The sequence below is a fragment of the Bacteroidetes bacterium GWF2_43_63 genome (assembly GCA_001769275.1).
Classification (GTDB): Bacteria; Bacteroidota; Bacteroidia; order Bacteroidales; family DTU049; genus GWF2-43-63.
This window is the reverse complement of record MEOQ01000022.1, coordinates 116,613-131,049: the sequence shown is the minus strand read 5'-3', so window position 1 is coordinate 131,049 and position 14,437 is coordinate 116,613. Positions and strand designations below refer to the sequence as shown.

The window sequence follows — 14,437 nt, the reverse complement described above, 5'->3', positions numbered from 1 at the left end:
TATGAGCATGTTTTGTTTTCAGTGTCAGGAAACCGCAAAAGGAACCGGCTGTACCATTGCCGGTGTATGTGGAAAGAAAGAACCCGTTTCTGCCATGCAGGACCTTTTAATATATAATGTAAAAGGTTTAAGCTGGTGGATGGACAAGGCCAACCAACTTGGAATCACGTTGGATGCCAAAACTGACAGAATGGTACTCAATGCCATTTTTGCTACTATCACCAATGCCAACTTCGATCGCAAAGCGATTATTGCTCTTGTGAATGAAACACTGGCTGCCAAGAAAAAAATCCGCGCACTTGTTGAACCAAAACTCAATGATGTTCAAATTCCCGGTGCGGCACAATGGGAAGCTACTACCGAAGAAGACTTTGACAAAAAAGCCCTACTGATTGGCGTTCTGGCTGAAACACACGAAGATATCCGTTCGCTGAAAGAGCTTGTCATGTATGGTGTCAAAGGTATGGCTGCCTATGCAGAACACGCATGGAATCTGAATCACACCGACAAAGACATTATCAACTTCACAACACACGCACTTGCACAGCTTCTGCGCACCGACATGAGTGTTGACGAACTTGTAGCGCTGACCATGAAAACCGGCGAAAACTGTGTAAAAACAATGGCGCTTCTCGACAAAGCCAACACAAGCACCTACGGCAATCCTGAAATCACTTCAGTAAACATTGGCGTACGCAACAATCCCGCTATTCTCATCAGCGGGCATGACCTGCGCGACCTAGAAGATCTGCTCGAGCAGACAAAAGGTACCGGCGTCGACGTGTACACTCACAGCGAAATGCTGCCTGCTCATTATTATCCAAAATTCAAACAATACGAAAACTTCGTAGGAAACTACGGCTCTTCATGGTGGAAACAGGTCGATGATTTCGAAACTTTCAATGGCCCGTTCCTCTTCACCACCAACTGCATTGTTCCTCCGCGTGCAAACGCAAACTATGCCGACCGCATCTACACAACGGGTGCTTCAGGACTTGAAGGTGCAATTCACATTGCCGATCGTCCCGAAGGTGGCCGCAAAGATTTTTCAGCAATTATTGAACACGCCAAGAAATGTCAGGCACCGACTCAAATCGAGACCGGCAGCATCGTAGGTGGTTTTGCACATGCACAGGTTCTGGCATTGGCCGATAAAGTTGTCGACGCAGTTAAATCAGGTGCCATCCGCAAATTTGTCGTTATGGCCGGTTGCGACGGACGCATGAAATCGCGCGAATACTACACGGAATTTGCTGAAAAACTTCCAAAAGACACTGTTATTCTCACAGCCGGTTGTGCCAAATATCGCTACAACAAACTCCAACTTGGCGACATCGGCGGAATTCCACGCGTACTCGATGCTGGTCAGTGCAACGACAGCTACTCACTCGCCGTTATCGCTCTCAAACTAAAAGAAGTTTTCGGACTCGACGATGTGAACAAGCTTCCGATTGTTTACAACATTGCCTGGTACGAACAGAAAGCAGTTGCCGTATTGTTGGCCCTGCTCTCACTGGGTGTTAAAAACATTCACCTCGGACCAACGCTCCCGGCATTCCTATCGCCCAACGTGGCCAAAGTGCTGGTTGAAAACTTCGGAATAGCCGGAATTTCTACCGTTGACGAAGATCTGGCCTTAATGATCGGATAATTAAAATTCAGAAAAGGGACATGCTGAATGTCCCTTTTCTTTAATCTCATTCTATGAAAAGCACCCATTTTTCAACTGCTGGAGCAAAAGAAAACCCGCATGGCGTCGATGTGAAAATGTTGTATAACGATCCGACCGCTCAGGCGCTCATGATTAGTCTGCAGCCCGGTCAGGCACTGAAGCCACACACCACCCCTGTCGATGTTTTCTTTTTTGTTTTCGAAGGAACCGCAACTGTTCATATCGGAGAGGAAACTGAATCATTTTCGTCAGGCACGCTTATCGAAAGTCCAAAAGACATTATACACCATCTTTCAAATCAATCGGATGTTGCAGCCCGGATTCTGGTTGTTAAAGCGCCAAAACCTTAAAGTAATTTACGGTAAATAAAGAATCTGGCTAATACAGAACCTGAAAACAAATTTCACAAATTAACGTTGAAGGTCGGATTGTGATTCACCTTCATAAAATCTGAAACTCTATGGAAAACGCATTTGAACATTCAAAAGCCACCGCTGTTGCTTCGGCCATTGATTATACACCGGGTGGCATTGTTAGTAAAATTGTTTCGAAAAACACCGGCGGCAACCTCACCTTGTTTGCTTTCGATGCCGGACAGGCACTGAGCGAGCATGCAGCCCCATTTGATGCTGTTGTTCAGGTGATTGAAGGGACCGGAGAATACATAATCGGTGGCGAACCTTATACGGTAAAAGCCGGCGAACTGATCATTATGCCAGCCAATATTCCACATGCAGTAAGAGCACCGGAAGCATTTAAAATGCTCCTTTTTATGATCAAAGGATAAGGAAATACTAGTGTTGACTTGCCTTTTCAAATAAAATCTGTTTCCGTTAATATAAATTCCGGAGACAGATTTTTTTCTTTTTTCAATATCTCGTTCATTTTCAGCTACAAATGTTGAAAAAATGTTGAAGCAGCAAACATATCTGTTTCTTTCGATAAGAAGAAACAATTATATTTGCATTGTTCAAGTAATTACTTTTTTGGTAAGAAATTTGAAATGCGTGAACCCCAAAATCATTAACATGAAATCATTTTTCGGAATACTCGCCTTTTTAGCAGTCATTGCTGTAACTGCACAAACCAACACATTGCCATCGGTCGATTTGAAAAAACCAGACGGAAGCGTGATTTCCACTGATTCAATTTCAAACCCCGGCAAGCCGATTATCATCAGCTTCTGGGCAACATGGTGCAAGCCTTGTGTGAAAGAGCTCACAACCTTTGCAGAAGTGTATGAAGAGTGGCAGGAAGAGACAGGTGTGAAGCTTTACGCCATCAGCATTGACGATTCAAGAACGTTTCCAAATGTCGCATCGTTTGTAAACGGCCGTGACTGGCCTTTTGAAGTGCTTTGTGATCCCAATGCCGATTTCAAGCGCGCCATGAATGTGAATCTTGTTCCTCATACATTCATTATTGATGCAGACAAAAACATTGTCTGGCAGCACACTTCGTTCACCGAAGGCGGCGAACTGGAACTGATTGAACTGATCAGAAAACTCAACAGAGGCGAAAAAATCAGCGAATAAAACCTATGATCCAAAATATGAAGAAGTTTTTTGCTGCGGCATTCATCCTGAGTTCAGTGATGGGTGCCGCTCAGAATGTTATGCAGAATAGCCAGATACATGGCGACTTTCAGACTGACTTTCAGTATTATCTGCCCGATGCAAAAATTGGAGCAGATACCGTCCCTGAAAAACTGCTTTGCAACGGGTATTTGAATCTACTGTTCACTTCAGGAAATTTTGCAGCAGGAGTCAGATACGAAAACTACAACAATGTGATGCAGGGCTTCGATCCGCGCTACAAAGGCAGTGGAATCCCCTATCGGTTTGCCTCATATAACCACAAGGATTTTGAAATTACGGTGGGAAATTATTACGAACAGTTTGGAACCGGCCTGTTGCTGCGCAGCTACGAAGAACGCAGTCTTGGAATCGATAATTCGCTCGACGGGATTCGCCTCAGATATAAGCCCTACAACGGCATTTATCTGAAAGGTTTAATCGGGCAGCAGCGTTTCTTCTTCGACAAAGGCGACGGCATTGTGCGCGGCCTCGATGGCGAAATAAACCTCAACGAATTCAATAAAAAATGGACGGCGGCGAAAATGAAAGCCACCTTTGGCGGAAGCTTTGTGAGTAAATTTCAGGCAGACCGTGATCCAATCTATAAGCTTCCGGAAAACGTTGGAGGCTGGGCAGCACGGACCACACTGAATTATGGAAACTGGATGCTGACTGGTGAATATGCCTATAAAATCAACGATCCTTCGACTGTAAATAAAATGATTTACAAGCCCGGTGAAGCTTTATTTGCATCACTGAGTTATTCAAAAAAAGGATTTGGAATTACTTTAAGCGCCAAGCGCATCGACAATATGAATTACCGGTCCGACCGCTCCGCAACCGGAAACGTGCTTACCATGAATTACCTGCCAGCGTTGACAAAACCGCATTCATACACGTTGCTGGCCTTTTATCCCTATGCATCGCAGCCCAATGGCGAAATGGCATGGCAGGGACAAATCAATTACAAAATCAAAAAAGACACGAAGCTTGGCGGACATTACGGAACCGACGTTGCGGTGAATTATTCAAGGGCCAACGCCATTGACATGCAGCAGGTGAACGATACCACGCCGCTCATGAAGCCCGGAACACTTGGCTACACCAGCGATTTCTTTGCTATTGGCGATGAACTTTATTACGAGGACTTCAATGTCGAAATCAGCCATAAATTCAGCAAGAAAGTAAAAGGGATTTTCACCTGGGCTTATCTCACCTACAACAGCGATGTGATTGAAGGACATACCGATGGGATATTTTACAACCACATTGGAATTGCTGATGTGACCTATAAAATTACGCCAACCAATTCAATCCGCATGGAAGTGCAGCACCTGCTGTCGAAACAAGACGAAAAGAACTGGGCCAATGCGATGCTTGAATTCACCGTTGCACCCAAGTGGTTTTTTATGGCTGGTGACAGTTACAATTATGGAAATCCGGACAACAACAAAAAACTCCATTATTACACCACAGGATTTGGCTACACAAATAACAGCAGCCGGATAGCGCTCACGTACGGAAAACAGCGCGAAGGCATTGTTTGCGTGGGTGGCGTTTGCCGAAATGTACCAGCTTCGTATGGATTTCTAGTGACCATTACAAGTAACTTTTAAAGCGACCAGACATGAAAAATCTGTTTAAAATATTTGTCATTCTTGCCATTTCAATATTCGCAGCATGCGATGTTATTGAGCCACCTTACACCGATAACTACGTCCCGCCGGATCCAACCGATACGGTTGTCAGAAAAGTACTTCTTGAAGAATATACCGGACATTTATGTCCAAATTGCCCGACAGCGGCAGTTCTTGCGCACCAGCTTATGGAGCTTTATCCCGGGAAGATCACGCTGGTGACTGTTCACGCCGGTTACTTTGCCGGCTTTGCCTCGCCCAATTTCATGACCGATTTCAAATGCACCACCGGAAATGACCTGAATACTTTTTTTGGAGTCGATTTGATTGGAAATCCGAACGGGACTATCAACCGAAAGGAATACAGCGGTTCGAGGGTTGTTGGTCCCGACGACTGGGCTTCGAAAATTGCCGAGCTACTGACACTGGCGCCAGATGCAGATATAAATATCAGTAAAACATTCAACACTGGCACCTCCACCATTGATTTGACTGCTAAGGTTGATTTCTTTTCAGAGTTTTCAAACCCAGTAATGATTTCGGCTTATCTGACCGAGGACAGCATTGTTGACTATCAGAAAAACAATGATCCTGCAGTCGGCACAACACCGGACATTGCAGATTATGTGCACATGCATGTACTTCGTGGGTCCATGAACGGAACCTGGGGTGATACGCTCACAGCTGCGGGAGTAACAGCCGGTTCTCAGGTAAGCAAACCACTGAGTTACACCATCACAAACGGGACCTGGAACAAGGATCACATGCATATAGTGGTTTTCATTTATGATGCAGTCACACTGGAAGTAATTCAAAGCGAGGAAATAAAACTGAAATAAATCAGTTTTGCTGCGAAAAGCGCATCAGCAAAATGTTTGATGCGCTTTTTGCTTTTCGAAAAACACTAAATGTTGCATAAAACGTAAAGTATTGAACATATTGTTAAAAAGTTTATTTGAATTCGATGTATTGGAGCAAAATGCATATAAATTTGCATACAGGCTATGTTAAAAAGAGTGTAGTTTACTATTTTTAACACGAAATACAAACTATTTGTAAAAAATGGATATTAATTAGAGTCGAAATTCATTATCTTTGCGTTTCGCTCAAAAACCCTAGGGGGGGATAACCGGCGAATACTTAACTAAATTTTAAAATATGAAAAAACTACTATTGTTTTGCATGGCGTTGTGGACATTCGGGATGTCCTACGGTCAGCTATCCGGAATAAAGGCTATTCCGGGTGACTATGCCACCATTACGGCAGCCGTTACAGACCTGAACACAGTTGGTGTAGGCCCTGGCGGTGTAACTTTTAATGTTGCTGCCGGATACACGGAAAGTACTACTGCGGAAATTGTTGTTACTGCAACAGGAACAGCAACAGATCCGATCATTTTTCAAAAAGATCCGGCCGGAGTTGGTGCAAATCCTTTGATTACAAGAACCGACGCCGGCGTTAACACCACAAGCACGGCTGGTGGTCTTGGCGATGCTGTGATAACCATCAGTGCAGGCGATTACATTACCTTTGATGGTATTGATGTTACTGCACCGGTTTCGACAATTGAGTACGGCTACTTCACTACAAAAACAGCCACCGATGCCTGTAAGTTTCTGACCATTAAAAACAGCAACATTACAATGTTCAAAGGCACGAGTGGATATGTTTTTGGGATATATATTTCCAATGGCACCACATCGGTTAGTTCTTCAACAGGCGTTACAGTAACAGCCCTTTCGGGTGCGACAGAAAACACCACAATAATTGGTAACACCATTAGTAATGTTCATGCAGGTATTTATGCCAGAGGCGCTGCAGCTGCAGGTTTTGGCGACAACAACCTGGCAATCGGACAAACAGGTGCCGGAAACACAATCGTCAATTATGGCGGTGGCAGTGCCACCTCTACCTGGGGTATTTACATGATTTATCAGACCAATATCAGCATTCAGTACAATACTATTAACAATGCGGGCGGCGGCGGTACTGATCATGCCTCAACGCTTTATGGAGTTTTTCACTCTGTTAAGAGCGGAAGTGGAATTGTTAGTTACATAGGAAATAACTTCACACTTGGAGAGTCGGGAACATCTGCCGCTCATGGTATTTATGACGGCCAGACCGTTGCATCAAAAACCTTTTTGAACAATACGTTCACCTATGGTACTTTTGCGTCAACTACCGCCTCTTATGCAATATATAACAGTTCAGCCACCAATGATATTTTAGTGGAAGGAAACTCTATTTCAGCACCGATCAACAAAACCGGAGTTGGAGCATTCTACTTCTACTCTAATACTGGCACGCCCACTGGCGGAACCGAAACCTGTGTAAATAATAATTTCAGCAACGTAACTGTAACAGGTTCATCCGCTTTGTACGGGCTATATTCAAACACAGCTACCGCGCAGGACAGAATTGCTTATGGTAACATGGTTTCAAACCTGAATGTTGGCACTGGCGCTTGTTATCCGTTGTATTTCCTGAGCTCAAATAATAATTTGATTCACCACAACTCGGTTACCACAATTACCAGTGGCGGAACCATCTATGGATTGTATTTTACAGGTACAGCTCCAGTTGTTTATAATAATACTATTTCAGCTTGTGCTACATCAGGTGCAACCTTTTATGGCATTTACAACGCTGGTACAGGAACAACATCCTGTTATTCCAATAAAGTAACGGGACTTGCCTCAACAAATGCAGCGCCTTCCGTGTACGGTTTTTATATCACAGCAGGTACATCCAACAATAACTACAACAACTTCGTTTCAGAATTATACGCACCCTCTGCAAGTGCAGCCAATGCTGTAGTTGGAATGTATGTTAGTGGTGGAACAGCCATTAATTTGTACTATAACACCATTTATTTAAATGCTGCCAGCTCTGGAGTTGATTTCGGCACCTCTGGTATCTATGCAAGCTCAACTCCCACTGTTGAACTTAAAAACAATATCATTGTTAATAATTCAACAGCCAGTGGTACCGGCCTGGTTGCAGCATACAGAAGGTCATCAGCTACCCTGACAACCTATGCAGCAACTTCAAATAACAACGACTGGTATGCAGGAACACCCAGCGCCACCAATGTTATTTACTACGATGGAACCAATACGGATCAGGATTTGGCTGCATTCCAGACCAGAGTAACTCCTGCTGACGGAGGTTCATTTACCGAAATGCCTCCATTTGTAAACATAGCAGCTACCCCTTATGATCTGCATTTGCAGACAACCATCAATACCGGTTGCGAAAGCGGTGGAATGCAAATTACAACCCCGGCCATCACAACCGACTTTGACAATGATGTTCGTTTTGGCGAAACTGGCTATACCGGAACTGGTGCTGCCACCGATGTTGGCGCCGATGAATTCAACGGTCAGGCTGCTTTCACCTGTGCTCTTCCGGTTCCCGGAAACACCACAACCACAGCAAATGGAATTTGCTTTGGTGAACAGGTTGTTTTGTCGACAGCAAACGCAACTCCTGGCACAGGAGTCAGCTATCAGTGGCAAAGCTCAACCGATGGTATTACTTTTACTGATGTAACGGGTGAGACCAATTCAACTTATACAATTATTCCTACAGCTTCGCTGTATTACCAATGTGTGGTTACCTGTCAGAATGGTCCAAGCACAGGAACATCGACTCCATTGCAGATTACTTTTGCAAATTCCATCACTGGCACTACACCTGCTACCCGTTGCGGAACAGGTACGGTAGATCTTGCAGCAACCGGAACAGGAACAAGTATTGTCTGGTTTGATGCCGCTATTGCCGGCTCAATCATTGGAACAGGTTCTCCGTTTACTACACCTGTATTATCAGCAACGACTCCTTTCTACGTAGCTGCAATGACAAGCTCGCCGGGAACAATTAAATTTGGAACCGGAACATCTGCATCTTCAACCTATTCTCCATTCAACGGTGGTTATGGTGGAACAAAATATCAAATGATATTTACCGCCAATGAATTGGTTGCTGCGGGTATTGCTCCCGGAAACATTACCAGTCTCACACTGCACATGTCGACAGCCGCTTCAACGTATCCTGATTTCTATATTGATCTTGGGAATACGGCTTTGACTGAATTTGCTACTCCGGTTTCATTGGCTGCAGGACTGACTCAGGTTTATTACACTGCAAACATGGCTCCGGTTGTAGGCGATAACCTTATCACACTTGACACTCCTTACAATTGGGATGGTACGTCAAATATCATTGTTTCTATTTGCTGGAGTAATGGTACAACAACCAGCACCGGATCTAGCTCATACTATAACTCAAAATCAACGTATGCCAGCCAATACATGGAAATCGACAGCCAGACTGGTACATATGTTCATGATTTTGTAGGTGGAACCTTGGGCTCAGGATCATTTGTCAGACATCAGTACAGACCTCATGTTTCATTTGCGGCCAATACAGCCTGCTATAGCCCTGCTACAGAAGTTATAGCTACAGTTGCAGCTGCTCCTGCGTTCAGCATATCATCTGACACTGTAGTTTGTAACAATTCAGCTGCAACACTCAGTGTTACTTCAACTCTTGCCAACTATGACAGTTACACATGGACTCCTGCTACCGGATTATTTACCGATGCAGCAGGTACAGTTCCTTATGTAGGTGGAAGCAGCTCAAATATTGTTTATGCAAAAACAACGACTGCCGGAAATTCAGAATATATTTGTTCAGCATTTAACTCAGGAACTGGTTGTGCGGACATTGATACTGTTAATGTTCTCGTTTTACCTTCAGCTCCTGTTGCAACTGCAAGCCCCGAAGCAATCTGCGTAAGCGGAAGCTCCGTGATTTCAGTTAGTCCTAACACTGGCTATGGAACTGCCACTTTCCAGTGGATGAGTTCAACCGACAATGTTACCTTTGGAGATATCGTTGCTGCCAATGCAATCAGCTACACTACCGCGGTAATTACCGACACCATGTACTACAAAATGGTGGTTGAACTTGGTGCTACCGTTTGCACTGAGACAAATGTAGTGACTATCAATGTTAACAATCCGTCTCTTTTGACATTTGCTCACGACACCATTTGCGGCGAAGGCTCAGCAATGCTGACAGCTACTGCTACAGCAGGTGCCGATGCTCTCTGGTTCGAAGATGCAACTGGTGCTGTATATCTCGCCACAGGCAATACTTTTGCCACACCGGTAATCAGTGCTACTACCACCTATTATACCGGTGCAGGAATTGACTACATCGGCGGATCTTTGGGAGCCCCCAATACTGGTGTTTCAGCATCTGTAAGTTCACAAACAACTACAACCGCTGGCATCAATTTCGATGTAACGGCAGCAACCGCAACTATTCATTCGGTTGATATTTATCCTACATCAGTTGTTGGATCTGCGTTTACTATCACCGTTTCGCAGGGAGGTTCACCTGTTGCTACCTACTCTGGCACCACTACCGTCAGCGGCACAACAGGCGCTCCGGTTGTTATGACCGTTCCCGTAAACTTCAATCTACCAATCGGTACTGGTTATAAAATGGTTATGTCCACTAATCCCGGAACCATCCGGAATTCAGGTGGAGACGCATTCCCATATACAATCGCTAACCTGATTACGATGACATCTTCGACTTTGGGTGGTTATTATTATTACTTGTATAACTGGAAAGTTTCTACTGGCTGTATGTCGGCATTAACACCTGTTACTGCAATGGTTAATACACCTCCGGCTATTACTTTGACTGCTTCAGCAACCACAATTTGTCAGAATGATGATGTGACTCTGGGCGTTACCAGTTCCAATGATCCTAATTATTCTTACAGCTGGACTCCTGGTGCAGCAACAGGATCAACACTTGTTGGATCGCCTATGATCTCAACAACCTATGTTGTTACTGCAGAAGACAATACTGGTGGACTTTACGATGGTTGTGTAATCAGCGACTCTGTGTCGATTACAGTTAATCCATCCCCGATTCTTGTTACAGCTTCGGCTTCCGATAGCTCAATCTGCGCCGGATTGCCTGTTGATCTTTATAGTTCGGCAGATGCAAACGTTCCTTCAACCGCTACCATTTTTTCCGAAAGCTTTGAAAATGGTGGAGCCATCCCAATTGGCTGGACATCTGAACTTGATGTTGACGGAAATGCGACCAGTGCTACATTTTACTATGTCACTACAAGCTCATATCCAAATTCATTTACTGCTTACGACGGAACGTATTTCGTACGTTTCAATTCCTTCTCAGTATCAAACGGTAATTCAGCTCGTTTAATCAGCGCACCGGTTTCGACAGTTGGAAAAACTGGTCTTGACCTAAGCTTTGCATGGACAGTTGATGATGGATATTCAGCCGCCACAGACTCACTTGCAGTTCAGTATTCTACCGACGGAACCACATGGTCTACATTTATGGAAGTTCTTCGCTACGACACGCTTGATACATGGACTCTGCAAAATGCAGCATTGCCCGTAGGTGCCGAAAATCAGGCAACTCTTTACATCGGCTTCCTCTTTACATCAGATTATGGTAATGATTGCCATATCGACGATGTAAACCTCACCGAAACACTTGACGCTAGCGTAGCCTACAGCTGGACTTCATCGCCAGCAGGGTTCACCTCTAATTTGCAGAATGCGCCTGGAGTTGTTCCTGCCGCAACCACAACTTATACTGTGGCAGCAGAAAACTTCTTCAATTGTGTAACAACGGATGATGTAACCGTGACTGTCAATCCGATCCCGGTTGTTGACCTTGGTACAGATCAGACTTTCTGTGACACGACAACCATTACACTCAATGCAGGAAATCCTGGTTCAACCTATGTTTGGTCAACCGGTGGCAACAGCCAGACCGAAATTATCCTCGGCTCTGATCTTGGTGCCGGCACACACACCGTTACTGTTGATGTTACCTCTGCTGCCGGTTGTACCGGAAGCGATGCAGTTGGCATAACCGTAACTGTTTGCGATGGCATTGATGATCCTTCTATGCACATCTCTTTTTACCCGAATCCAGCTACTGGCATGTTGAATCTTGATCTGAGCGAACTGCCAACCGGCGACTATCGCTTCGAACTGCTCAACATGCAGGGACAAAAAGTCATGGACAAAATTCTTGTCAATGATGGCACAGTGATCTCCGTCAATCTGATGGATGTTGCTGCTGGTTCATATGTAATCAGTGTAACCGGAAACGACAACAGTTTCCGCAACTACCTCAACATTCAGGAATAATCCTGTCTGACATTCTTTTCAAAACCGCCTCAGCAATGGGGCGGTTTTTTTATGCCACAAGGACAACAAGTGATATATGATATCAGATTTTGGTTTTTTGATTTTAGATTTGATTTGCGAAGTCTGATTTGCTCCCGACCTTCCAGAGTTTGAAATGCAATGAAAAACCTGGAAGAGTCGGCTGCGCAATCAGCATTCTGTCGTCTTCCCGACGATTCCAGGTCAGCAGGTGGTATTGTCGAACCATTCTTGCTGACGCTAAAATGTCGCGAAGTACACCCAACATTTTGTCGTCCAAACGACCTGAATAGAGAAAGGGAGTGGACACGGAATCGTTGGGTGATGTCAGCCATCTTTCCGACGATTCCAGGTCAGCAAGCTATTTTGTCGACGCTTTCTTGCTGACGCTAAAATGTCGGTAAGCTTTGCAGCGCTTTATTTTACTTTTATCCCTTCGACAGGCTCAGGACAGAGCTTTCTCCTTTTATCTTTTATCTTCTTCTGATTTGTATAGAAAATCAACTGGTTTGCAGTCATTCAACCAACACAACTATTTTGTTGACAACTTTCAATTTGTCCTTTTCCGGATTTCTTTTACATTTGTACGTTGATATATTGTTGATATGGATTCTTTTGTTGTTTCTGCACGAAAATACCGCCCGGCATCATTTAAAATGGTGGTGGGTCAGGATACTATTGTCAAGACACTGAAAAATGCCATCACCAACAATCATCTGGCACAGGCCTTTCTGTTTACCGGACCGCGAGGGATTGGTAAAACAACCTGCGCCAGAATCATGGCCAAAACCATCAACTGTACAAATCTGTCTCCCGAAGGCGAAGCTTGTAATGAATGTCACTCTTGTCAATCGTTCAACAGCTCTGCATCTTTCAATATTCATGAACTCGATGCCGCCTCAAACAATTCGGTGGAAGATATCCGCAATCTGGTGGATCAGGTGCGCGTTCCGCCACAGGAAGGCAAATATAAGATCTACATCATCGATGAGGTTCATATGTTGTCGCAGGCCGCATTCAACGCGTTTCTAAAGACATTGGAAGAACCGCCGGCCTACGCCAAATTCATTCTGGCAACCACCGAGCGTCACAAAATAATACCGACCATTCTATCCCGCTGTCAGATTTATAATTTCAAGCGCATTACCGTTGAAGACATTGCCGGCTATCTGAAATATGTTGCTGAAAGTGAGGGTGTGGAAGCTGAATCAGACGCACTGCACATTATTGCACAAAAAGCAGATGGTGCCATGCGCGATGCTTTGTCGCTTTTTGATCAGATGGTCACATTCAGCGGAAAAGAAATCAGTTACCGTTCGGTAATTGAAAACCTGAATATTCTTGATTTCGATAATTATTTTCAGTTCACGGATTTCTTCATCACAGGCGATTACAGAGGAGCTTTGGTGCTGCTCAGTGATATTACGTCCAGTGGTTTCGACGGACAACATATTATTTCAGGAATGAGCAATCATATCCGAAACCTGCTGATGGCGCGTGATCCAGCAACGGCATCCTTGCTTGAAGCAGGCGTTCAGATGTCGAAGCGATATACCGATCAAGCTGGCAGAGCACCGGAATCATTTCTGACAACATCGCTTGATATGCTTACAGGCGCGGAGTTCGACTACCGGCAAAGCAATGTGAAAAGTCTCTTTCTGGAGAATTTGATATTACAGCTTAGCCTTATTCTTGCCAAACTTGCCGATCAGGGCGAAGCAAAAAAAAAAATAGCTGAGTCGGAGAAAGACAATCCAATAAAAGAGCCAGAGGCAGCTGCATACACATCAGCTCCGGTAAAAAAAACAGCTGAGGAAGAACGGAAAAATATTCCAGCTCCCAACAAAATTAATGTTCAACAAAAAATTGATGAACTTAGTAAGAACTCCAGATCAGTTCATAAAAGTGAGCCTTTTGACCGAAAAAAAATGTTGTCGGTATGGGCCGATTACTGTGAATCAATCAAAGCTTCGAAAATTAATCTGTACTCCATCCTTGTGAACTCCACCATTGATAAAAATGAAAAAGGGAATGTAGAGATTACCGTTGATGGACCAATGAAGAAGGCAGAGATTGAAGCAGAACGCGATCATATCATACAGTCGATGCGACGCATGCTTTGCAACGATGAAATCATGCTCCAAATAACGCTGACCGAGAAAGTGAAAACCGGAGAAGTGACAGGACTTGCGCAGGAAAAACTGAATGAAGCCATTGAAAAATACCCCGGCATTTCTTTCTTCGTTGAAACATTGAATCTGAATCCAGAATTGTAAACAAAATAAACAGCAAATATGAAAACAATTGCCTTATTA

The 14,437-nt window shown here is 44.3% G+C and carries 8 protein-coding genes; all 8 read left to right on the top strand.

Features of this window, described 5'->3' with window-relative positions; all coding sequences use genetic code 11:
• The first annotated feature begins 1 nt into the window (after nucleotide 1).
• The 8 genes from A2W93_11490 (at nucleotide 2) to A2W93_11455 (ending at nucleotide 14,398) form a co-directional block, all read left to right on the top strand.
• Entirely contained in the window at nucleotides 2–1,651 is a 1,650-nt protein-coding gene (locus tag A2W93_11490; GenBank protein OFY54893.1) for a hydroxylamine reductase, read from the top strand.
• Nucleotides 1,652–1,704: 53 nt separating this feature from the next.
• The gene (locus A2W93_11485) at nucleotides 1,705–2,022 is read left to right on the top strand and encodes a cupin (GenBank protein ID OFY54892.1); all 318 of its coding nucleotides are present in this window, start codon (nucleotides 1,705–1,707) and stop codon (nucleotides 2,020–2,022) included.
• A 110-nt stretch (nucleotides 2,023–2,132) separates the two neighbouring features.
• The gene (locus tag A2W93_11480; GenBank protein ID OFY54891.1) at nucleotides 2,133–2,459 is read left to right on the top strand and encodes a cupin; all 327 of its coding nucleotides are present in this window, start codon (nucleotides 2,133–2,135) and stop codon (nucleotides 2,457–2,459) included.
• A 241-nt stretch (nucleotides 2,460–2,700) separates the two neighbouring features.
• Nucleotides 2,701–3,207, top strand: coding sequence for a hypothetical protein (locus A2W93_11475; protein OFY54954.1), 507 nt, complete (start codon nucleotides 2,701–2,703; stop codon nucleotides 3,205–3,207).
• A 5-nt stretch (nucleotides 3,208–3,212) separates the two neighbouring features.
• Complete coding sequence (locus tag A2W93_11470) at nucleotides 3,213–4,865, top strand: hypothetical protein (GenBank protein ID OFY54890.1); 1,653 nt, start codon at nucleotides 3,213–3,215, stop codon at nucleotides 4,863–4,865.
• 11 nt (nucleotides 4,866–4,876) lie between these two features.
• On the top strand, nucleotides 4,877–5,725 hold the full coding sequence (locus A2W93_11465; protein ID OFY54889.1) for a hypothetical protein: 849 nt from the start codon (nucleotides 4,877–4,879) through the stop codon (nucleotides 5,723–5,725).
• A 364-nt stretch (nucleotides 5,726–6,089) separates the two neighbouring features.
• Nucleotides 6,090–12,104 (top strand): hypothetical protein, encoded by a 6,015-nt coding sequence (locus A2W93_11460; GenBank protein OFY54888.1) that lies wholly within the window; start codon nucleotides 6,090–6,092, stop codon nucleotides 12,102–12,104.
• Nucleotides 12,105–12,727: 623 nt separating this feature from the next.
• The gene (locus A2W93_11455) at nucleotides 12,728–14,398 is read left to right on the top strand and encodes a DNA polymerase III, subunit gamma and tau (GenBank protein ID OFY54887.1); all 1,671 of its coding nucleotides are present in this window, start codon (nucleotides 12,728–12,730) and stop codon (nucleotides 14,396–14,398) included.
• Nucleotides 14,399–14,437 lie beyond the last annotated feature (39 nt).